Consider the following 24435-nt stretch of genomic DNA (forward strand, 5'->3'; position numbering starts at 1 on the left):
CACGATTAGTACTTCAAGCTAACGCCTGCGAATAAGCGAGGACCGTAATCGTTCACTTCACCTAGGTTACCTTGTACATAGTAATCCTGTGATTTAGGCGCACTGAATAGGTTAATGGCTTCAAGTTTCACGCGCACATGCTCGTTAACTTTGTAAGACATACGCGCTTCCCATACACCTACTTCATCTACATAACGTAAACGGGTACCGTTACTAGTGTAAGGTTGGAAGTACTCACTACGATACTTGTAGATAATAGCCGTATCTAAATCGCCAATTTGGTAGTAAACCTGAGTACTGAATACGTGCTCAGAGAAACCTGGTACGGAAGCTGGGTCAACAATACCTGCCGTTAACTGCGTGGTGTTACCGTCTACGTCAGTGATAAAGGTGTCACCATACAAACTGTCTTCAAACTCGAAGTCTGTGTCTGCGTAGTTGTAGCCTATTTTAACACCGATGCCGTTGTCCCAACGGTAAGCAATTGACGCTTCTAAACCAAAAATATCACTCTCATCGTCGGTAGTTACAGAGTTGGTCACTGGAAGTGCGAACTCTTGACCATCAATAACGAAGTTTTCTAATACTGTACGCTGTTGGAATCCACCTTGGAATTGCTTGTAGTACAAGCCAAACGCAAAGATTGAATCTTCGTTAGGATACCATTCGAAAGCAACATCATAGTTCCACGACATAAGCGGCTGTGTATCAGGGTTACCTGAACCGTTTACACCTACTAATAAATCTGCAAGTGACGTTGGCGCTAAGTCATCATCGGTTTGGAACGTACGGCTGTAACCTAAATCAGATGGATCGGCACGTGACATACCACGGTATATACCACCACGAATAAGAATATCATCGCTATAGTCCACAACTAAGTTGAAGCTTGGAAGCACTTCAGTGTAGTCACCGCCACCTTCAATTCTTTCGAGTGAGTCGCCACTCACTAAGCTAATAACACCTAGCTCGTCAGTAACAACGTCGAATGAGTTTCTAAAGCCCACTGAAGTAACTTCGGTATCTACAATACGCACACCAAAGTTACCACGAATGTACTTGTTAAACATTTCTGTATCGTAACTGGCCATCACGTATGCAGAGTTAGTTTTTTCAGTTACGTCGATAGTACCACTGTTTTCATACTCTACATCTGGGTAGCCAAACTCACCGTTTTGAGATGCAACTACAGCTTGTGAGAAACAAACGTTATCGTAAGTAGCCCAAGAAGAACCGCCACCAATTACATTGCCGTCACTATCGACATTTGTAATGAGGTCGCCATCTGACACACCGTCTAAGAAGTCCGATTCAGGAAAGTCTTTCTGACAGCTCTGCAATAACTCAAGTGCATCTGCATTTGCAGTATCTAGCGTAAACTCGTTGCGTGAACCATTACCTTGGCTACCACCATATTGAATGAAGCTCAGTTCAGATGTTCTCAAGCCTGCTTGAACACTGGTGAACACATCGCCACTTAGTGCATATTCAAAATCTAAACGTGCAGACTTAATTTCGTTATCGCGTGTATTTTCTCTATCGATACGAGTACGAAGGCTATCTGTGTAGTTAGAAATATCAGTAACATCGAAGTCAGTCACGGTGAAATGAGGAATATATTCGCCCATGTCCCAGCTAAAAGATTGTCTGTCAGCAGTTCTCGCACGGTTAGAGATTTGTAACTCTTCACGTGACGTTTTTGAATAAGCCAAATCCAATTTAACCGTCAGTGCATCAGTCGCATAGTGCTCGATGTTCAAGCCGTAACCGCGGTAGTTCTCTTCACGAGAGAATTGCTCACCTGAAGATTCAATGCGATCTTGTCCTTCCCAATGCAGAATACCGCCTACATCGTTTGTCACTAACGTAGGACCAGTAAGCCCAGGAATAGCACGTTTTTGTAAGAAGATTAAATCGTGACGTGATTCTTGTTGCGTTCTATCCGACACCTGCGCATCAAAGTTAATATCCCAAGACTCAGAAGGTTGGAATTGAAGCGCTAAGAATAGTGCATCACGTTCATCAGACGTTTCATTTTGACGGTAACTACGGCTGCTTCCAGTCCATGCGTACGGCGTACCATCGCTAACCGCTTTGCCTGTTTCAGGGTCGATAGCTGTATTATAACCTTGGTTACTGCTGCCACTAACTTGGTCTTCACAGTCACCGGCACTACTACGATAGAAACCTTCGTTAGTGTTAGTTGGGTCGTTCAAACACGCCCACAGTGAAGAACCTGTTGGGCTTGAACTTCTGTATTCTGCTTCTGGCTGACTGATATCTTGACGTTGCAAACCAAAAGAAATACCTAACGCTTGGCCGTTATCAAATTCAAACTGGTCTACGTAACTAAAGGTTCCACGAAAACCTAAATCACCTTGAAGTGAGTTGTCTACGTTACCTTCGTCAGGGTTGTAGTTAGTTTTAACTTCACCTTGAATACGTTGCTTGCCGTAATCTAGCGGCTGTACTGTTTCTAGTGAAATAACACCGGCCACACCACCTTCAATCATGGAGGCGTCTTGGGTCTTATAAATAGCCACTTTCTTCACAAGCTCTGAAGGGAACTGTGAGAAGTTTACCGAACGGTCACCACTACCATTTGTCGCTTCACGACCATTGATATGTGTAGCACTCAAAAACGGGCCAAGACCACGAATGGTAATTTCAGTAGCACCACCATTTTCACGGTGGGAAGCTGCACCAGTAATAGACTCTAGTGCTTCACCAATTGAAAGTGCAGGCAATTCACCAATATCTTCTGATGATAAACCATCAACAACAGTTGTTGATTCACGCTTGATAGCAATTTGGTCTTGAATTGTCTTTCGCGTACCAACTACGTCGATAACTTCGACGTCAGCCTGGTCTTCTTCAGTTACATTGGCTTCTTGAGCGTGAAGTGAAAATGCGCTGGTAGTGGCTACGCTGGCAATAATTGCAGTGCGTACCCACTTGGCCACAGGGCGAAGAGTGAATTCAGCATTCTCCACGTTATCACCGCTCAAGGTTTTACTCTGTTGTGTTTTCAACGACATTACGAGATCTCCGTTGTGTCTTTTAATATGTATAGGGCTGTGTGTGTTGTGTTATTCATTTTCTGCTGTCCATGTTGAGCCTACGCCCACATCAGATGCTTGAATGTAGTAAAGGCCTTTCGCACCAGCAATTGCTTGCGCACCACTTGCGTCTGTTTCGATAAGTGTGCTTTCAGCAACTACAAATTCAGGCACTTCTTTTCCATTTCCAGCAGGGTCTTGGTCAATGGCGCCATCGGTATCAAACTCGCCATTTCCATCGATATTTCTAATATCTACCCACTCGTCAGAGGTATCACCCGACATATAGCTGTCGCTAAAACCAAAGTTATTAGTGAGGGTTGATTCTGTATGGTTGATTAGGTCGCAGTCGTATTCGAAGGAATGGTCACTGAAACCACCGTCGGCATTAAGGTATAAACCTTCAGTCGAAGCGTCATTGTTCAAGCCATTTGCAATTAAGTTCGCGTCAAAGTCGATAACGAAAAACTGGTTACTAAGGCCGTATAGCGTTGTGGTTTCTGCTAAATCATCACAATCATCAACACCGGCTTTTGAACCAATTTCAGTACTAAAGACGATAGGTTGTAGCGAGTTAAGTACCGTATTGTTTGTAACGGTAAGCGATAGGTCGCCAGAACCGTCTAATACTGCTTGGTTACCAGAGTTTGGAACGCCGCCATCAGCTTGTGAGAATGGGTTTACCGTGAATACGATACCGCCAGCTTCTTTATTGCCGGAGCGAATACCAGCAATATAATTGTTAGTGATGGTGTGGCCTAATGGTGTTACTAACACGCCACTTGGTCTGTCGTCAGAGCTTGCAATGTCTGTGGTGCGAATAATGACATTATCACTAATGGTATTGAATCCACCGTCTTCTAGCGAAATACCACCACTAGCATCTACAATGGTATTGCCTTTAATCGTGGCACCTGACGTTTGAACACGCATTAGGCGGCGACCAGTAGTCACATTGTCAATCAAGTTATACTGGACAGTAAAATTAGCCATGTCGGCTGAATCGTCACCGGTAGTACTACCTAAGTTGAGTAACAGAAGACTAGAGTTGCCGAAGTTTTCATTCGGGCTTTCGCTAAACAAGTTATATTGAATAACGTGGTCTGAACCCGATGATGCCAATTTGATAACAGAACCTTCCGCAGCTTCTGTCCGGCCAGAGAACGTATTACGTTCAATAAGTGCGCCGCTACCTTTCACTACCATCCAATGGAAAGCGTCATCTGGGTAGTTCAACGTAGCTTGCTCATTACCCATGGTATTTTGCGAGAAAACGAAATTATCGCCTTCCGAGTAAATCATGGCTTCTTCGCCGCTATCACACGTTGAGCCTGAAAGTGTATCAATATCGGTAAAAGTTAAACCTGTTACCGCAGCGCCGTCAGCTGAGCTTGCAACGTGAATACAGAAATCGCCGGTAAAGGTAGGGGTTTCACCTTCAACCGCACGAAGTTCAATGCCACTGGTTAATTCAAGGGCTGCCATACCTGTATAGGTATTCGTATTTAGGCCTAGTACATCGCCATCAACTAAGCTAACCAGTGCAGATTCTAGTGCTGCAGCATCGCCTACCACTTGGGTATAAACCACAGAGTCTAGTGAGTCTGACACCGTGTCGGTGAACGAATCGTTATCCGTATACGCAGCGCTAACTGAAATAATCGCGCCGGCATAGGCAGTAGGTGTGAAGGTTTTAGTGTTTGAATCGGCAATTTCAACACCGTCCGCCGACCACGTGTATACCACGTTTGCTTCATCAATACCGTTATTGTCAGTAATTTCAGCTGTCAGAGTGGCACTGGCTAGGTAAGGTGCAGTACCCATAATTTCGATACTACCCGCTTGGTCAACCGCAACACTGGTAACCGGAATTGTTGGCGCAGACGTAATGTCTTCTTCAAAACCGTTGTCATCTACATAAGTCACTTGTACGGTAACTACTGAGCCCACTAGTGAGGCATCCACCACGTAGCTACTGGTAGTTGCTCCATCAATGGCCGCATCATCTGCATACCACTGGTAAGAGATATCGCCTGTCGCACCATCTTCATCAGCAATTTCGGCCGTAAGCGTATTGCCTACTGTCGGCGTACCCGTAATAACAACTGCGCCTTCAGAGTTAACTCGTGCCACTACATCCGTTGCCGCTGAGGTGACAGACTCACTAAAACCACGATCATCTTCGAAACTGGCATTAGCAGTAATTACCGTACCGAACTGTGCATCGGTAAGTTCTAATTCTGCAGTAACTTCATCTGCTATTTGCGTATCGTCCGCGAACCATGCGTAAACGATAACGGCATTTTCAATTCCGTTTTCGTCAGCAACGGTGGCTGTTAACGTTGAACCTACAAGTGCGTCGCCACTAAGCGTAATTGTCGCATCTGACGCAATAGCCATTACATCGTCAGTAGGGTCACTGATATGGGACTCATTAATACCACCATCATCGGTATAAAGGCCTTGAACTGTAATTGGTGAACCAATCTGATCATCGGTGAGTGTGAATGATGAAGAGTTAGCGCCTTCAATAGCAACACCATCAGCATACCAATAGTAGGTTACGGAGTTAGAAATACCATCTGGGTCGCTTACGGTTGCATTTAGTGTTTGACCGCTAATTGCTGTTCCCGCAAGGGTTATAGATCCTAATGTATTAGGGTTGTTATCTGTACTAACATCTGTACTAACGTCACAGCCTGTAATAGCTGCTGCAACTGCACAAAGTGCGAATGTTTTAAACTTCATAATGGCTCTATTCTCCGAGTTCTTGGTTTTGGCTATTGAGTAGTGGACCGCACCATATTATTACCAAATTAAAGAGTTATAGGTTACCAATTGAAATAACAGTAAGACAACATTGTTAACCTGTTGGCACATATAAACACAATAAAATAACTTTTGCCACCATTATCATGCCATTGCGATAACATTTGATTCACATTATTAATTTCAGATAGTATCAGCGCGGCTGACACCCTTCCGACAATGGTGAACACATTGTTATTACCAATTTATTTTTACTGTGAATGTTGGGTATAAAGCGGCAAGATGCACTCGCAAAGTAGTACTAAAAGTAAAGCGTGGTGCCTTGTGAAGTAGAATCAAGAAAAGTTGAATTGAGCAGAGCGAAGTGAAAAAGAGACATTACTAGGGTTAATAATACAAGCTTGATTACCCCTTTTTAATGTTGGTTCTCTAGATGATAAAAGGTGGCTTGTACGTAATCTTTATCTGAGCCGCTGTTGTTTTGATTATAAACACCCGCTTTAAAATACATATACTGGTTGTTTTTGTTATAACCACTTTTGCTCATGTCGAAGCTTTTGGTTAAGTTTTGTTTACCTTCACGGATTAAGGTGACGAATAAAATATTGTTTTTCACTGTAATTTTATAACTAAACTTTTCGTTGAGGGCTATGCCCTCTTCAGGATTTTCTAACGTGTGAGAGCGACTTCCCACCATGTTGACCCATACATCATCGCCGCCATTAATTTCATGAGCGAAGTAAATAGAGCCGTTGTCATTGCCCGGTAATTTGCGGTAGTACAGCCTAATAGGCTCATCATCGGTAGCATGAATTTGCCCAATAATCACTCGCCCTACTTTTTTCTCGTCTCCGGTAGTAGAAACGCGATTTACCGCAAGAGTTGCTTCTAGACTGCCTTCCACTGCCCCTGCTTTACGCTTGACTGAACCGTGCGCCGAATTAAGCACCCAATTGTTCTCGGTGATCCCCTTCGTTTTAATGCGGGTGTTACCTCGTCTGAGCATTTCTCGTAATTCAGTTCGTGCGTACTTGGTATTTTTAGATGTTTTTGCCCCAGCATTAGGGCAGGCAAATACCATTCCTCCGTCTGTAGACGTGTAAAAAAGCGGCTTCAATGCAAAACTATCGCTTAACGCTTTTTCATAAATGATGTCGGCTTTTAAATCTTTATTTAAATCGGTAGGGAGGCTAAGAGTCCAACTTAATAAATCAAAATTCTCACTTGGAGATTTTGAAGGGTCAAGTGAATTAAAATCACCAAGCAACTCCCCTTGGGGAAGTGCTTGATGTGATTCAGGAAGTATATGGGTAGTAGCCAGCGTTTCAGCCAGTGAATGGTTTTCTACAAGCGCACTACCTAGTGCTAATACCGTAAAAACCACACTGCGTAATAACCCTTTTGTTGCTGTTATCATATTCACTATCTACCCATTCGACTCAACCCAATTAACGCTGAGTGACGATTATCGCTTAGCTTCAACCGGTTCAATTTTCGGGCATAACACCCAAATACTCAGCGCAGCAATGATGGCAAGTGCCGCACCAATAACAAAGACCACTGTGTAACTGCCATCAGCAGTTAATGAAGGTACTGCGTATATCAAAAGCCCTGCCGCCAACTTGGCCGCCATACCCGCAAAACCAGCCAACGTACCCACCGACTTTCCGCCGAATAAATCGCTAGGTAAGGTTTGCACGTTTCCAATTGCCGTTTGAAAGCCAAATAGAATGGTGGCCATAATTAACACAGCAGCAACTTCACTGTTCGGGTTAGATAACATCAACAGTGCTGGCAACATAATTAAGCAACCCAGCGTAATCACTAACTTACGCGCTTTGTTTACCGACCAACCTGCTCCCAGTCTGTTTTGTGCAAGCAGTCCACCGAACCAAGCACCTAACATGGCACCTACATAAGGTACCCAACCATAAATAGCCAAGCCCTTCACATCCATGGCGTAAACTTCAACCAAATAGGTGGGGATCCAAACAATAAATAGCCACCAAATAGGGTCGATTGCCGCAGTGGCAATAATTACGCCCCAGCTTTGTTTATGTGATAACAACTGTCCAGTGGTAGGGGTGTATTCAGCAATAGCACTGCCATCTGCGTTGGTCGCTTCGTTTCTTTGACCTGTAAGAATGTACTCTCTTTCTTCATCTGTGATCCAAGGGTGTGAACCTGGCGGCGATTTAACCACGATGATCCAAGGAATAAGCCAAAGTAGCCCCGTGCAACCCACTATCACAAAGATTGCTTTCCAACTAAAAAACAAAGCAAGATAGGCAATGAGAGGAATGGAAATAATGCCGCCAATAGCTGCACCAGAGTTGAATATACCTTGAGCTAAAGCACGCTCTTTGGTGGGAAACCACTCAGCGTTAGCTTTTGCTGCACCTGGCCAGTTTCCTGCCTCTGAAACACCTAAAATGGCGCGGAACACACTGAATGTGAGTATTCCTTGTGCAAAAGCATGCAGCACGGTAGCCACAGACCAAATACCAATAGAAAGAACAAAACCTATGCGCGTTCCAACCCAATCAAACACTTTACCAAAAATAGCTTGACCGAAAGCATAGGAAAAAAGAAATACAATACTAATGATGCCGTACACTTCTTTTAATTCGGCATCTGTTTTATTGGGGTAAATTTCCTTTCCCATAAACGGCCACAATACACTAAGCGATTGTCTATCTATGTAGTTAATCACTGTTGCAAGTGCAACCAGTGCAATTACCCACCATCTCAAATTCTTCATGTTACTACCTTACCTAATATTACTTTGTCGTCATTTTTATAAACCGTACTGTCTAAAGCGTAAGCCCGCAGGGTGTCACTTCGACTGGTTCCCTTTTACCGTTGCCGTTGATGCCCCTTTAGTAAAGGTTTCGGTCACTTCAGGAAGTGGCGTAGAATCAAAGGTGTTATTAAGAATTTGTGTTTGTGGCTCACCTACCGTGTGATCGATAGTTACTAGCTTGCTATCCACAAACGTATTGCCACTAATTAGGCTTTGTTGCACACCCAATAGAAAAATAGAAGACTTGGATTTATTGCGTTTCCCCTTTCCAACATTCGATACATTACTGTCGGTTAGGGTGAAGTGCGGACCAAAGGTACTTTCATCTGTGCCGCCGCGATAAATTTTTGCAATGGCACCTTCAATGTTTGAAAAAGTAGAGTTTTTGATGGTGACGTATTCGGCATTGTAAATGCCTAAATCATCTTGCTCTTTGTCTAAACGCAGTACGTCACCCGTAATGTTTTGAAATACACTGTCAGTTATGTCGATGTTGTCGGCTAAGCTTCTGTAACCCGCATCGAATACATGAGAGGAGTGGTTCACGTTTAAATCGGTAATGTGCGTATTATGAATGGCAAGCTTGTGATTAAACAAGGTAGGCAACTTGGTGTTGCGGATAAGCACATTGCCTGCACTGTCAGGCGATTTTTTACCTGATATATTCAGCCCATCCAGTTTCAAGCTTCCCCCATCTTCAATTTCAATCATTAAAGAACGCATGGGGTACAGGGTAACTGAGCGAGGTGACTCTGCTTTTAGTGTTACTACACTTTTAACCTGCATCTGTTTGTTTAGTGAGTAACTTCCCGCTTTAAGCAGTATCGTGCTTCCGCTTTCTGCTTCGGCCACGGCACGGTAAAGCTCATCAGCAGAACTCACGCTAACGGTTTTACCGGAGTCAAAGTCAATGGGTAAGCCTGCTTTGTCATACCAGTTTACACCTGTGTTTTCTTTTAGCGTTGGGTTTAAAGATGCGGGTGCGCCAACCTCTAATTGCTGCGCTTGTTTACTTTGCAACAACCCATTTTCGCCTCGTACTAATTCGATATCTTTAACATCGAAACCTTCTGCTAATTCATCTTGCGGTAATTGGCTGGCAAGGTTATTTTTGAAGCTAATTCCTGACACATCGTCAAAAATTTTAAATGGATTTTCGCCGCTATTATTTACCACTAAGTTGTTCGCGAAACTACTATTGATAGGCGTCGCCGAGCGTTCTGCATCACTACCAGCGGCTAGGTTGATATTGTCCAAGTTCACTAAGGTATTGTTATCAATTTTGGCATTGTTAACTTGATGGTAGCGGTTAATAGATGAATTCGGCACACCATTCATAACGGTAAAACCACCACCAAATCTTATGCCTGTTAACCCTTCCATGTAGTTATTGCGAACCGTTTGGTCGGCATTGATAATGCGGATACCACCGGTGTGGTGTTTGCCATTACCAAAGAACACATTCCCTTCCACTAGGTTTCCATTGCCGTGGCGAAGGGTAAGCGTACCTCTGCTTTCAAAAAATACGTTATTTAAAAATTGGTTCTTGCCCGATTTATTCGAAATAATTTCTACTTCGCCATTACATCTGTCGAAATAGTTATTTTCAACAATCGTAAATGAGTCACTTAATGAGTATTTACTGGTACCAATGCGAAGGGTTTCACCACCATTAGAGCCCAAAATTGGACGAGGGCCAAAGTAGTTGTGATCGATACGATGATGATTTTGTTGGCTATCTTTCGTATTCAAGCGTACCGCCATCGTCACGCCCGCGTTACTTTTCCCTTCTAAATGACTGTGGTCAAAGCGGTTGTGTTTACCATACATAACAACCCATTTATCAGAGTTGAATTTGTCTGGATTACTGAACCCATCAATAACCACTTGAGTAACTCGGGAATGGTATGCAAGGTTATTGTCGTTCTCCTTAAACGATACCACTTCACCGGTAGGACTATATCCGTCTTTAAATACTAAGCCTTCTACGACAAGATACTCGCCCGCTAGTCGAAGGTTAGATAACCCTGATAATACGACACCACCGTTAGTCTGCGCTTTTAATGTAATGGGCTTTTCTGGTGTACCGACACCTTTGAATAAAATTTCAAAATCTTCCCAAACGCCATCAGCAAGTACAATGGTATCACCCGCTTTTAACGACTCAGCTTGTTTGAAAAATTGTTTCTTATTGGCAACTAAAATGCCATCCGAATGAGCTGCTTGTATCGAAGGGTTGGTGACGTCAGTGCCGGCATCATTTGCGCCAGCTTGTGGAGAAGTTGTATTACAGCCAGCAACAAATAGTAAGCTACAAGTGACTAAAACAGGAACAGAAAACACACTAGCATTCATGCAAACAACCTAAGTTATCTGAAAGACGACAATCGCCTTTATATGATTAAAGAAGGGGCTCTTCAAACACTTAACACTTGCATGAAACATAGCAGCGATATCAAATAAAGAGGTGCTGATTAGCGTCATGCCAAAAGTCAAAAATGTTTCAACTTGAGCCGAAAGATATTAGGTATCAATGTAACCAACCCCACAACACAATGTCAACCAGTTGTTAACTTTCTATATTACCAATTAATATACCTATTGATATTACCAAAGCTAAAAATAAATCTAAGGACATGATTTAATGAAATTATCTTAACTTCACAGTTGTAAACCAAGCAAAAATAAAAGCCTCTCAGAGGAGGCTTTTATTTAACTATCGGTAATAATTTATCAACATCTGAGTTGATAAAGTTTACTTGTCAACTGCTAGGAGAAAAGTAAACCACCATTAATATCCACATTATTGCCGGTCATATAAGACGCATCATCACACGCCAAGAATGCCACCAGCTTAGCGACTTCTTCAGATGTACCTTCTCGCTTAATACAGGTGGCTCCTGCTACATTTGAACGTACATTGTCTGGAGTGAAGGTGTCATGAAATCCGGTGGATATCATACCTGGGCAAACTGAATTCACGCGGATATCTGGCCCTAGCTCTTTCGCTAAGCCTCTTGTGAAAGTAGAGACAGCACCTTTAGATGTTGCGTATGGGATAGCGCCACCGCCACCGCCATCTCTTGCGGCTTGTGACGAGAAGGTAACAATTGAACTACCCGGTTTCATGTGGGGGATAACCCCTTGCACCATAAGGAACAAGGACGTTAAGTTTACGTCGAGTACTTTATGCCAATGTGCTAAGTCCATTTCTACTATCTTTTTACGTTCTACCAACCCCCCCGATACGTGGACTAGGCAGTCTATTGCCCCATAAGTCGACAATGTGGTTTCAACCGTATTATAAACATCAGCTTTTTGAGTGAGGTCGGCATGAATAGCAATGGCATTTCCTCCCGCAGCGACTATCCGCTCAACAGTGTCTTTCGCCCTGTCGGCACTTGCCTGATACGTAATAACAATATTAGCACCACGAGCAGCAAGCTCTACTGCACAAGCAGCACCAATATCTCTGCCACCACCCGCTACAATTGCAACTTTACCTGTCATCGACATTGTCTTATCTCCCGAAATTCATGTTTCTAAGTAAGTAGATATTCACGCGATAGGCTCGTTGATAGTAAACCAGTGAACTGGATGACTCGAATCTGTGGCGAAAACTGCTAGAATGAATATCTGAATCTGGTTTAACCCTCAACCTGTTCAAAGACTAACCAACCCAACCATAGTCGTCAACCCTCTACCAAGCCACTAGTTACCAATTAAAATTACCAAATAGATCAAGATATTCACGGTTATTAAACATTTCAAAAGCGTTATTATCGATTAATAAAAACCCATATATTTCAACTGGATGAATCAATTAAACTTTGTAATATGCAATTTTACGGCAAAGAAAACCGTTAACAAAAAATTCAAATTAAAATTAAAAAACAAACCAAATTAGTACCATTTTTTAATTATTGGTTGACAATATGGCATGATACTAATAATGTTTTTGATATGCTGATTGGTTCAAGAAGCAAAATGGACTGTCATCATACTAGTCGATAAGAGACACGAATTAAGTTTGGCATTGGTTAATGGTGAATATTTAATTGGTAAGTGGTCTTTTGATAGGAAGAATGTATTGCCCCTTCAATTTTAGCGGGTACATCTATCATCAGTCACTCTGTTCAATACAGAGCCCAGTTATTTAGCGAGACGTTAATCTTAAGCTCAAATTACTTATTAAATTAATTAGAAGCAAGATAGCGCACTCGGCTATGAAGTGAAGTTCACATCACTCTCATCACAGCCTGTGCCATGATATTTTAGGAGTTATACATGTCAAAACCTGTCATCGGTTTCATCGGTCTAGGCCTTATGGGCGGCAATATGGTCGAAAATTTACAAAAGAAAGGCTACGAGCTTAATGTAATGGACCTTAACAAAGATGCGGTAGCAGCATGTGTTGCAAGAGGTGCTAGTGCAGTTTCTTCAGCTAAGGAACTAGCTGAAGCATCAGATATCGTTATGCTTTGTTTAACTACTTCAGCCATTGTCGAAAAAGTAATGTATGCAGAAGACGGCATTCTTGCAGGCATGAAAGAAGGCTCTGTATTGGTAGACTTTGGTACTTCAATTCCTGCATCTACTCGCAAGATTGGTGCTGACCTAGCAGAGAAAGGCGTTGGTATGATTGATGCACCTCTTGGTCGTACACCAGCTCACGCTAAAGATGGTTTACTTAATATTATGGCTGCGGGCGATATCGAAACCTTCAACAAGGTTAAGCCTGTACTAGAAGACCAAGGCGAGAACGTTTTCCACCTTGGCGCATTAGGCGCTGGTCATACAACTAAGTTAATCAATAACTTCATGGGTATGACAACAGTATGTGCAATGTCTCAAGCATTTGCTGTAGCTGACTTAGCTGGTGTAGATCGCCAACAACTTTTCGATATTATGTCGACCGGCCCATCTAGCTCACCATTCATGCAGTTCTGTAAGAACTATGCGGTTGATGATGTAAGTGATCTAGGTTTCTCAATCGCAAATGCGAATAAAGATCTTGGCTATTTCTTACAAATGGTAGAAGACTTAGGAACACAGTCTAAAATTGCAGAAGGTTCATCTTCTAACTTGCAGGCTGCGTTTGACGCTGGCATGGGTAACGGAAACGTACCAGAGATTTTTGATTACTTTCTAAAATTAAAAAAGTAGATCCTGTCTGAACTACTTGGGTGCTTGATGCCAACCAATCGCTTTATTAATATTGGTTAGTATTAAGCACCCCGTTACACCTCAATTTACAAAGCAAATAACTAGACTACTGTGATTTTTGGGGTTACTAGGCTATAACGAAAGCACACACCTGTAGTTAACGTGCTGTGAAGTTAACCGAACTCTTACTGTGTTAGTAACTGAACTGTTTCATTAACAATAAAAAGGTGAGGTAACACCCTATGTGCTTCTTATCCTACATCACACAAACAATACCCCTTCCTTCTACCGAATTTGCTTCGTTTACTAACAACACATCTCTGAATGACACTCGTTTCAAATTCACATAAGAATTCAAACCCTATTTGTTAAATGGTAGACCGCCATTTAAGAGCTATTTAATTATTAGGAGCAAGTAAAATGCAAAAGCAAAGCGCACTTTTTTTATCAGGCAACGAAACTGAAATAGAAGATATCGGCGGCGGGCTAAAACGCCAAATGCTTGGGTATAACGAAGAATTAATGATGGTTAAAGTCTTTTTTGACAAAGGCGCAGAAGGGTACGTGCACGCACACAGACACTCTCAAGTTACTTACGTTATCGAAGGTGAATTCCATTTTAGTATTAACGGCGAAGTAAAAGTAATGAAGCCGGGTGATAGTTGTCTTATTCCACCGCATGCAGACCATGGCGCAGTTTGTCCTACTGGCGGCATATTAATTGACACCTTTAGTCCTCCTCGCGAAGACTTTTTAGAGGAATAAAACTGTGAAATTAAATGGCTTACGTTGGTGGGTAATCGCATTAATTGCGCTTGCCACCGTGATTAACTATATCGACCGTCAGGCGCTTAGCGTGTTATGGCCTGATATTGTTGAAGAGTTATTTCCGGATGAATCAGCGTTAGAACGCAAGCAAATTTACGCTAATATTTCCATTGTGTTTGTATTTGCTTACGCGTTTGGGCAAGCCATTTTTGGTAAAATTTTCGACTGGGTTGGTACCCGTTTAGGCTTTGTATTGTCTATCGGCGTATGGTCGTTAGCCACCATTGCTCATGCATTTGCACAGGGTCTATTAACCTTTAGCATCTTTCGCGCCATATTAGGTGTTGCTGAAGCTGGCAACTGGCCAGGTGCAGCAAAAGGAAATGCAGAATGGTTTCCCACCAAGGAACGTGCGCTTGCACAGGGTATATTCAATTCCGGCGCTGCCATTGGCGGTATTATTGCCATCCCCTTAATAGCATTTTTAACCGTTTATTTTAGTTGGCAAATGTTGTTTGTTGTTGTGGGTGCAGTTGGATTACTGTGGTTAATTCCTTGGTTAATTCTGGTGAAAGCACCACCTGGTGCACACCCTTGGATTACTGACGAAGAGCGTGAGTATATCCTTACTGGCCAACGTCAAACTACTATGTCAGCAGACTTAGTTGAGACAGAAGTAGAAGAATACAACCCTTCCACTGGTGAGCTACTTAAGCGCAAGCAAAGCTGGGGCGTAATCATAGCCTCTGCCGCTATCGACCCTATTTGGTGGCTGTTTGTATTTTGGATCCCTATTTACCTAAATGAAGTTTATTCAATGGATGTTAAATCTATTGGTATTTACGGATGGGTACCTTATGTGGGCGCAATGTTCGGTGCTTGGTTTGGTGGGCTTCTTGCCCAAAATAGACTTAAAGCCGGATGGGATACAGATAAAACCCGAAAGCTAACCATCACCCTTGGTTGCTTAATTATGCTTCCTTCGCTGTTGGCTATGTCGCAGCCTGGTTCCCCTACTATGGCGGTGATTATTATGGCCGTTATCTTGTTTGGTTTTCAAACCGCTATTGGTAATGTACAAACACTACCTAGCGATTTGTTAGGCAAAAAAGCCGTAGGCACCTTAGCGGGCTTTTCAGGCATGGCTGCAAAGTTAGGCGCGGTTGGTTTAACTGCATTGGTCCCATACCTTACCGCCGATGGTAACTATGCTCCTGCATTTATCATTGGTGCGACACTTGCCATTGTGGCAATGGCAGCAGTATGGGTATTAATCCCTAAAATTGAACCACTGAAAAAGCTAGACTAGGCTTAGACTAAGATAAGCACTGACGATGGCTACAACACATAGGTTGTAGCCATTTACATGCCTTATGAAGTAACAACCTCAAGCAGTACTTCCCCCATGTAAATGTAAAGCTGCTTTACATTTTATTTCAGGCAATAGCACTAAATTTACGTTAGGATAGCGCTTCAGAATACCGCCTAAATTTCACCTATTTCACTATCTTTAACACTATCGAGCTAGACTAGCGCTAACCTTGCTTCTTAGTTTGCTGAGATACTTGCTACAGCCCGGTAGATTTTTACTTCAAAGGAAAATCTTATGAAAATTTTATCTTTATTCGTTATCGCTACATTATCATTTTCGGCACACGCTTCTGCCAACGACACGCTTAACAAACTAAAAGGTATGTTGGGTGATGCCAGTACATCCACTTCACAAACCACAGAAGCGGCTGTGGCTAGCTCGTTGGATGTGTCTAGTTTGGTAAGTATGGTGTCAGAAAATTTAGGCGTAAGTGAAACGCAATCTGAAGGTGGTTTAGCATCTATTTTTGATTATGCTAAAGGCAACCTCACTACTGCTGATTATTCAGAACTTGCCAGTGCCATCCCTGGGCTAGACTCTTTGTTAGAAAACGTACCCTCTGTTGCGGCAGATTCTACCAATGGCGGTTCAACCATATCAGGCTTACTAAGCAAAGCCTCTGAATACAGCAGCTCTCTAGGTTCTATAAACGAATTGAAGCAACAATTCGATGCACTGGGTTTAGATGCAGATATGATAAGCAGCTTTATCACACAAATTAACACTTACCTGAACAGCAATGAAGAAACACAGACTTTACTTCAGTCTGGTTTAGGTAATTTAGCCTCAATGCTTTAATATTTATTTTAGCGGCTGTATGAGTGATTGATCTATGCCATCACTTATTCGCCGCTTTTTCCTCTTCTTTTTAATACGTCTAGAATAATTATGCCCATAAAAAACTTAACCACTTCATTTAAGCAGCAACCTAAATGGCGGCGTATTGCTACCTACTTTCTGTTGGCATACTTATTCTACGCGTTAATACTGGGCCTAATTGCCCCCTTGGTTCTTGAATCTAAAGCGCCCAAAATATTAAGTGAAAAGTTAGGGCGAAATGTCAGTATCGACAGTATTCGCATTAACCCTTTCTTATTGCGCGCCAGGGTGTCTGGGTTTTCTATTGAAGAAGCGAGTAGCAACGAAGCATTTATTGCGTTTACACTGCTTGAACTTGATGTGGGCTTTTGGCAAACCCTATTCAGCTTTACCCCTACCCTAGAGCACTTTTATTTAAATACGCCTTATGCGCATATTGCTAGGGTATCGGACGTTGATACTTCACCTACAGCTGGTCAAGAATCTACAGTATTTAATTTTTCTGACATTATCGACACGCTCGCTAAAGCAAACGAAAACAGCCCAGAGCCTGAAGCGCAAGAGCAAAGCGAAATACCTCATATTCGTTTGGGGGAATTTCGCCTGAGCAATGGTCATATTTCAGTGGCCGATCATGTCACCGACACACAACTTGATTATCCAGAACTGTCATTCACATTAACCAACCTTGATACCCTCGCCACCGGCTTAAACGCAAATGCAGACAATAGTGCAGGCAATAGCTCTACTAGTGCCGCTGATAATAGCAGCGAAAAAAAGTCTGCTAATCACTATGCGTTCACCTTAGCGACCAACGAAGGCGGAAGCGTTCAATTTGATGGGCAGTTTCAGCTGTCTCCTATAGATATAGCGGGTAGTTTTGAGGTTAGCCAAATTGCGCTAGCGCCGCTGTGGCCATTGTCTGATGACGTGATTGATGCAAAAATAACAGACGGCGTCCTAAGCTTCTCACTCAATTATCACCTATCAGAAGACAACAACGATTTTCGCTTTCAAGCCAACGATGCGAAGTTATCCCTATCTCATTTAGTTATCTCTGACAAAGAAAGTCCTAGAATTAAGCTAGCTGAATTACGTGTTAGTGACATAAACCTAGACACAAAAACACAGCAGGTTGATGTGGACAATTTTAGCCTACAGCAACCTTGGATAAGTGCTCAAATCGACAAATCGGGGGTAGATTTAGTCTCAATATTTACCCCAAAAGGGCTTAATGAAAAAGCGCCGCAAGCGGCCTCGCGTTCTCTTTCTACAACAGCCCCGTCTACAACAGCCCCGTCTTCTACAGCAGCCGCAGAAGCTTCGCCTACGCCATCAGATTCTAGCGCCAGCGCAGCGTCAAACACAGGGAACTCAGCTTCTGTTGACCCCACACAAAGTGATAAAGCGGCTTGGCGCGTAATATTGCAAGAGTTCGCGTTGAACGATGGCGATATAATTGTACAAGAAAGTATGGTTTCTGACGGGGTTAACTGGCGAATATTTCCGCTAAACGTAAGCACAGGCGTGATTGATTCTACCCTGACTACGCCTATCGATTACGCTATTGATATGAAGCTCGGTGGCAGCCTAGTGCAGTCTTCACCTTCAAGCCTATCAGACACTTCATCGATAGCCCCACCCGCTTCATCAATAGGCAGTAAAGGCACTATTTTAGCCAATGAGCAAGCCGTCTCGGGTACTATTGATGTCAGCCAGTTCGGCCTTTCACAACTTCAGCCTTATGTAGGACAGTACTTAAATCTTGCTCTTAAAGAAGGTAGTGCAGCCCTTTCAGGGAGTTTCGAAGCGGATAGTGACAGTAAAATAGTATTTAATGGTCAGGCGGATATAGCGTCACTCACAATTATCGATGGCTTAAAGCAAGAGCCTTTATTGCAATGGGCAGACTTTCAAGCAAAGGGTATTGAGTATAGTTCTACTGACAGCACCTTTTCCTTAGAAAAAATTACGCTGGATAAACCTTACGCGAAGCTTTTAATCGCTGAAGATAAGCAAACTAACTTTAGTAATATTGTGGTGGAGCAAACAACCTCGACAACTAATACGCCCGAAGGTGTCCAATCTGAATCTAATCAGGAAGCTCAACCCGCCTCTACTGAAGAAGCCTCTGAACTTGTTATTCGCATTCAAGAAATAGTCTTTAATGATGGTAGCGCCTACTTTGCAGATAATTCTTTGCGCCCACGCTTTGCGTCCGGTATTGAAAGCCTAAACGGCAGTATTACTAAGCTTTCATCCAATGCCGACACCGCCGCGGATGTAGACATAAAAGGCAAAATAGATGGTTACGCGCCAGTCGCTTTATACGGTTCTATTAACCCGCTAATAGAAGATATCTTTTTAGACCTCACGTTCACCGTAGAGGGCGCTGAATTAACTTCAGTAAACCCTTATTCTGGCACTTACATGGGCCACTTTATCGACAAGGGTTTATTGTCACTTGATATACAGTATTTGCTAGAAAACAATCAATTAGCGGGTAATAACCACGTGGTCATCGACCAGCTAACCTTGGGTAGAAAAACAGACTCTGACCAAGCGCTTAGCTTACCCCTTGGGCTCGCCATTGCATTATTAGAAGACTCGAACGGTGTTATCGATCTTGGTCTTGAAGTGTCTGGCGATTTAGATAGCCCAACCTTTGGTTTTGGCTCTATCATATTAAAAGCAATTGGTAACTTGATCACGAAAGCTGTGACTGCCCCCTTTTCGTTATTAGCGAACTTAGTCGGCAGCGACGACGATGAGCTTAACGAAATTGACTTTACGCATGGCTCATCACAGTTAACTGACACCGCTTCAAGCAAACTCGCTACCCTTGCCGATGCACTATCAAAACGCCCAGGGCTTCGCGTAAACATTGAGGGTACAGTAGATGAAGTGCCAGATACCTATGAACTGGCAGAACAGAAACTGCAACAACAGCTGTTAGCACTTTCTGGCCAAGAGACATTACCAGTAGACTTGTCGCCAAGTACCATGCCGGTGAGCGGCCCTCTAGCTGACGCATTAAGTGAGTTATTCATTAACACCACCGGCAAAACTGTGGAAGAAGAACGTGTAGTGGTCATCGCTAAGTTGCAGCAAAACGCGGACGGTGAAGGTTCACTTGGTGATACACGTGAAGATACTGGGAATAGCGAAACAACACCTACTCAAGTAACACCTGATGCATCACTAGTTGAACAAGCACTCTATATCGCCATGTACAACCAAGTTAGAAGTGGTATTGATATACCGAAGCGAGAACTTGCACACTTGGCCGATGCACGCGCCAAAACCGTAAAGAACGTTTTGGCAAATGACCTTCAGATTGACGCGAATCGTCTGTTTTTGCTGAATAGCAGGCAACACTTACAACTTAAAAAGAGCGGTGTAGCACTCACCCTTGAAGCTAACTAGTTCTTCAGGCAGATTTTCATACTTTTCAATGTTAGATGTTACAGACTACTTAAAACATGCCACTTATCACAGCTTAGCCGCTTCATTAAGATGCGGCTAACACTGCAATAAGCAGCATAGAGAGCATTTCAGAAGGCTCTTCAGAATAGTGCCCATTATCCGCACCACCTTTCTTGGACACAGCTTTAAAGAACGGGATACTATGCGGTTTAGTTAGCGCAATAATATTGTACGAACTGTCACCCCGCCGAGTCGCGTTCCCTGTGTACATGGCCATCACGCTTCGCAGTTTGTTGCCTGAGATAAAACTGCTTACGCTGTTTAATATTTCAGCCTCATAATTTTTGCTCACTTGTACTCCTCTACCTGAGTTAATCAATATATTGGCCTGGGCTTCAGATATTGCATAAATATCAAAACTTCTAGAGCCAATCATTTCATAAGGACCTACATCACCGATAAGTACGTAAGCTTTGCGCACTTTGTCATTGGGGGGCGAGAACATCGCCATGGCATTCGATACCGCTTCTGGTACATCGGTTTCACCTGGTAAAAGCTCAAGCGCATCTATCTGCTGAATGAAGCCTGCCCGAGATGCCTTTGTAATAACAACACTTGGCACAGTGATAAACTTGCCATCGCCACCATAGGCCACCACACCAATCTTAAACTCCCGAGTAACCTTCGGCACTTCAATAGTGAGCCGTTTAATGGCATCTTTTAATCGTTGTAAAGGCACTGCCATCGAGCCACTGATATCAATGGTGATCACCAACTCTATCGGGTATTTATTTATGCCTTCTGCAAGTTCTTGCTTGGCTTCTTCTAAGCTTTTTTGCGCAGAAGCTAACTCTTTTTTAGTTTGAGTAGACTCTGCTTTAGCCGCATCAAGTTCTTTTTTAATTTCACTTATAGATTCGGGAGAAGAGCCCGTGTTGGGGAAAAAAGGCAGTGCAATAATGGCTAAAAACATGAATGCTCCCATCGCTGAGGCAAAGAGATCAAGTGCAGACATGCTAAATACGTTGACTTCCCTGTTACGTAGTTTCATTTGCTTTCACCTGTTCTTTCACCTAAGACGGCAAAAAATGAACCGAAAAAGTTACCGTACCAATTCGAAGGGTATCGCCATTTTCTAGTTCGGCCTTCGTATTTGGCGCTAAGTTTCTATTATTTATTGCAGTTCCATTTACGCTTCCTAAATCTTCAATCATTACCTTATTGTCTATCAAAATAACGTTTAAATGCTCTCGTGAAACACCCGGCACATTAATAACGTAGTTTACTTTTTGTGCCGACCGTCCTATTAGTATGCCGCCTTCGGTTCTAGCCAAAGTAGACCCAATAACTTTAATGCGATGCTCACCACCTGCTTCATCTTTGCCATCGAGAACAATGTCGTCAAAGTTTGCAGACGCTTTGCTAAGCGCTTCTTGAGCCGATACGACTTTGGCTTTCTCTGCCGACAGTTGCTGCTTGTTTTCTGAGGCCTCTTGCTCCACTTCAAGCAGTTTTTTCCTACGGCGGCTTAAAACAATAAGCACCACAACCAGCACTAGAATGATTGGAATGGCATAGTAAATCATTTTTTGTTGTTCACTTTTCTTTTCTTCTTCAAATTCCAGCTCTTTTTGCTTACTCTTCGCTTCGGTTTCTTTTACTTTTTCTTCTTGTTCTTTAATCGCTTTTTCAGCATCTTCTAGCTTTTTCTGTTGCTCAATAGTCTGTTGCCTAGCTTCTTCTAGTGCCTCTTCGGCCTTTTGACGTTCCGCATCTTGGCGGGTCGTATCAGCTTTAGCTTCTTCTAGCGCTTTTTTCTTTTCTTCTGCTTCCTTCTTTAACTTTTCAAGCTCTTCTTCCACCGCCTTGCGTTCAGCTTCTTGCTTCTCAAGTGTTGCTTGCTGCTTTTTCTTTTCTTTTTCTAACGCGGCCAATTGATCTGCTTCAGATAGACAACTATTTTCTGACTCTTTGAAATCTATGTTTTGCTTAGTAAGAAACGTTTTTAAGGTGGTTAGGCTGGTCGCTGCTGAAAATGATGAAGACAGTTTAAGGCGCTTATCGAAAACCCCTTTGATATCGCTAACACTCACCCCCAATAGCTCTTGGCAATTGTTCACCAGCGGTGCACCAAACTCTCCTTCACTCAGCAATGCCGTGTGCTGCCACCGCTGTTCAGGGTGGTTTTTATCTGCCGGAAGTATAGAGTGAAGTGTGCCTGCCGTTGACAGATCATTTAGCTTCAACAAGTAGATTTTACTTCCAATGGAAGTATCCTCCTTAGCCACTACCGCAGGATTACCCGTTAACCCGTTCACATGTAGAATGGCTAAATCTAAGCCTTCATCATTTGCTGATAGGTCAGCAATCAACTTCGCCTTGCTGGTAGGGTCGGTAACAACATACTGATTTCCTTGTGCCAGCAGTTTTTGGTTGATAATGACGGTTTCGTTTGCGACCAGCGTAGCGATACCTGTTTGCTCAACTTTTCCATCATCAAGCACCTCTATAGTAACCGTAGTAAAGGCATAGGATGGCAAAGTAAAAAGTACCCAAAGTGCAATAAACATCCCTACTCTATACACAAGCGTATTCCTTAAATTATCTGTCAGTTAATTTTGTTAGTGGGTAGATGGCTCTTCTAATATTTCACCCGCTTCCGGCTGCACCGTAGCGGGCTCATTTACCACAGGTTCTTTTACCTGCATGACAATAAGTGTCGCGTTATCTTGTTTAAGCCGTTCTTGTGCTTTAACTGCGTTTAACAGTGCCATTGTTAGCTCATCAGTATCATTTGAAGACTGGTGACATACCTCAATGATGGTTTCATCACTACAACTTTCCACCCCATCGCTAGCCAAAATAAGTAAATCGTTTGGTTTGAGTTCTCTGGAGTGGTCTGGCGCATCAACTCTCTCAATATTTTCGCCCATTACGGCCTCAAGTAATTGAGAGCGAATCGGTGATGTCCTTGCGTCTTCACTAGAGATTTCGCCTAACTCAACCTTTCTAGCCAAGACTTCCGACATAGAATGGTTTTCGTTGAGTCGCACCAGCGTCTTATCACGTAGCAACCACATTGGGCTGTCTCCCACGCTTAGCCATTGCAGATATAGGCCATCAAAAACCGCCGCGATTAACGTGGTTCCCATACCTGATAACTCAGGCTTTTCCTTTACCTGATGATAAATCGCAAGGTTAGCCGCATCTAACGCGTTAATTAAACGCTGCTTAATATCCTGCTCATCACTTTCAATAAAGTGCTGTTTGAATGTATCGATAACCAAGTGACTGGCGATATCTCCTCCTACATGCCCTCCCATTCCATCAGCTAACAGCAACAATCGGAAACCATTAGGCCAAGTTACTACTGAGGCGCTGTCTTGCTGACTTTTACGAGCACCTATTATTTGAGACCACGCCACCTGTACCGAATACATGATTAATCCTCTTCCATGCTTTCCCAAGTAAAGTTTTCGCCACACAAAGGAACAAACCTCAATGTAGTTTCGCCAATGGAAATGTGACTAAAAGCGGGTAATATCATAGGCTGCAGCACCGGTGCGGGCTGGTTATCTAAGTAAGTCATATTGGTACCTGAACCCGGCTGAATATAGAACTGATTACCCCGAGGATCGTAAGAGATTGTGGCATGATTAACCCTAGATACTTGGCCATCCCCGAAATCAACACAAACCCTTTCTGATGCACTTCGACCGATACTATTTTGCCCAAATCCCAATTTTAAAAAGTGCCCTTTACCTGGCCCTTTTACCACCACTAGCCACCCAGAGATGGGGTCTTGCATAGGATCAGGCATCGAATGTGGTGACTGCGCGGCGGTTTCAGTCGTACTGACTGGCGGCGCGCTAGGTCTTCTATTTCCCCCTATCACAGTGGGTAATGCATCAATGTCATCGTGTTCTGATATTCCAGCGTTTTCTCGAATATCAACGAACTCGTCAGGTGTTGTCGATGGATGCCGGTTGGCCGGTGTTGTTGGAGGCTCATCAAATATTAAACCCGAGGTTGCAGACCTTGATGGGCTGGTGCTGGAGGGCACAGTATTAACGGGGGTAGCGTTAGAGGGTGTGGTCACTGTTGGCCCGTCATTAGCGGTATTGCTACCCATACCACTCGCACGAGTTTCAGGTTCGGTTGGAGCTGTATCTTTAGAAGCTGTATCTCCAGAAACTATGACTGACGGCATATCAACTGGAACGCCATCAGGGCCTCGTTTAATCGCCATGGTG

At 43.2% G+C, this 24435-nt stretch carries 15 protein-coding genes; 5 read left to right on the forward strand and 10 right to left on the reverse strand.

Annotated features, from left to right (window positions below; genetic code table 11):
* Positions 1-5 precede the first annotated feature (5 nt).
* The 6 genes from AV939_RS16525 to AV939_RS16550 form a co-directional block, all read right to left on the reverse strand.
* Positions 6-3038, reverse strand: a complete 3033-nt coding sequence (locus tag AV939_RS16525) for a TonB-dependent receptor (RefSeq protein WP_057789530.1) — start codon at positions 3036-3038, stop codon at positions 6-8.
* A gap of 51 nt (positions 3039-3089) precedes the next feature.
* A complete protein-coding gene (locus AV939_RS16530; protein WP_057789528.1) occupies positions 3090-5807 on the reverse strand; it encodes a chondroitinase-B domain-containing protein in 2718 nt (905 codons plus the stop codon).
* Positions 5808-6243: 436 nt separating this feature from the next.
* Complete coding sequence (locus AV939_RS16535; protein ID WP_057789526.1) at positions 6244-7245, reverse strand: polysaccharide lyase family 7 protein; 1002 nt, start codon at positions 7243-7245, stop codon at positions 6244-6246.
* 48 nt (positions 7246-7293) lie between these two features.
* Positions 7294-8589: an MFS transporter gene (locus AV939_RS16540; protein ID WP_057789524.1), complete on the reverse strand. Its 1296-nt coding sequence runs from the start codon at positions 8587-8589 to the stop codon at positions 7294-7296.
* Between the two features lie 75 nt (positions 8590-8664).
* A complete protein-coding gene (locus AV939_RS16545; protein WP_057789522.1) occupies positions 8665-10986 on the reverse strand; it encodes a polysaccharide lyase 6 family protein in 2322 nt (773 codons plus the stop codon).
* A 414-nt stretch (positions 10987-11400) separates the two neighbouring features.
* Complete coding sequence (locus AV939_RS16550; RefSeq protein ID WP_057789520.1) at positions 11401-12147, reverse strand: SDR family NAD(P)-dependent oxidoreductase; 747 nt, start codon at positions 12145-12147, stop codon at positions 11401-11403.
* Between the two features lie 771 nt (positions 12148-12918).
* On the opposite strand from AV939_RS16550, the gene AV939_RS16555 reads away from it, so the two are divergent.
* The 5 genes from AV939_RS16555 (at position 12919) to AV939_RS16575 (ending at position 20182) form a co-directional block, all read left to right on the forward strand.
* The gene (locus AV939_RS16555) at positions 12919-13797 is read left to right on the forward strand and encodes an NAD(P)-dependent oxidoreductase (protein ID WP_057789518.1); all 879 of its coding nucleotides are present in this window, start codon (positions 12919-12921) and stop codon (positions 13795-13797) included.
* Between the two features lie 420 nt (positions 13798-14217).
* Positions 14218-14562 (forward strand): cupin domain-containing protein, encoded by a 345-nt coding sequence (locus tag AV939_RS16560; protein WP_057789516.1) that lies wholly within the window; start codon positions 14218-14220, stop codon positions 14560-14562.
* 4 nt (positions 14563-14566) lie between these two features.
* Positions 14567-15874 carry an MFS transporter gene (locus tag AV939_RS16565; RefSeq protein WP_057789514.1) on the forward strand — a complete coding sequence of 436 codons (1308 nt, stop codon included), beginning with the start codon at positions 14567-14569 and terminating at the stop codon, positions 15872-15874.
* A gap of 297 nt (positions 15875-16171) precedes the next feature.
* Positions 16172-16735, forward strand: coding sequence for a DUF2780 domain-containing protein (locus AV939_RS16570; protein WP_057789513.1), 564 nt, complete (start codon positions 16172-16174; stop codon positions 16733-16735).
* A gap of 90 nt (positions 16736-16825) precedes the next feature.
* Entirely contained in the window at positions 16826-20182 is a 3357-nt protein-coding gene (locus tag AV939_RS16575) for a DUF748 domain-containing protein (RefSeq protein ID WP_057789511.1), read from the forward strand.
* An 85-nt stretch (positions 20183-20267) separates the two neighbouring features.
* Here AV939_RS16575 and AV939_RS16580 read toward each other — a convergent pair whose 3' ends face one another.
* Genes AV939_RS16580 through AV939_RS20315 form a run of 4 tightly spaced genes read right to left on the reverse strand, consistent with a single transcriptional unit; the run spans position 20268 to position 24431 of the window.
* Complete coding sequence (locus tag AV939_RS16580) at positions 20268-21233, reverse strand: vWA domain-containing protein (RefSeq protein ID WP_057789509.1); 966 nt, start codon at positions 21231-21233, stop codon at positions 20268-20270.
* Between the two features lie 22 nt (positions 21234-21255).
* Positions 21256-22767, reverse strand: a complete 1512-nt coding sequence (locus AV939_RS16585) for an FHA domain-containing protein (protein WP_156454645.1) — start codon at positions 22765-22767, stop codon at positions 21256-21258.
* Positions 22768-22803: 36 nt separating this feature from the next.
* Positions 22804-23622 carry a PP2C family protein-serine/threonine phosphatase gene (locus AV939_RS16590; protein WP_057789504.1) on the reverse strand — a complete coding sequence of 273 codons (819 nt, stop codon included), beginning with the start codon at positions 23620-23622 and terminating at the stop codon, positions 22804-22806.
* Between the two features lie 2 nt (positions 23623-23624).
* Entirely contained in the window at positions 23625-24431 is an 807-nt protein-coding gene (locus AV939_RS20315) for an FHA domain-containing protein (RefSeq protein ID WP_197427684.1), read from the reverse strand.
* Positions 24432-24435: the final 4 nt, after the last annotated feature.

Origin of the sequence: Alteromonas sp. Mac1 (assembly GCF_001562125.1) — a bacterium.
GTDB classification, from domain to species: domain Bacteria; phylum Pseudomonadota; class Gammaproteobacteria; order Enterobacterales; family Alteromonadaceae; genus Alteromonas; species Alteromonas stellipolaris.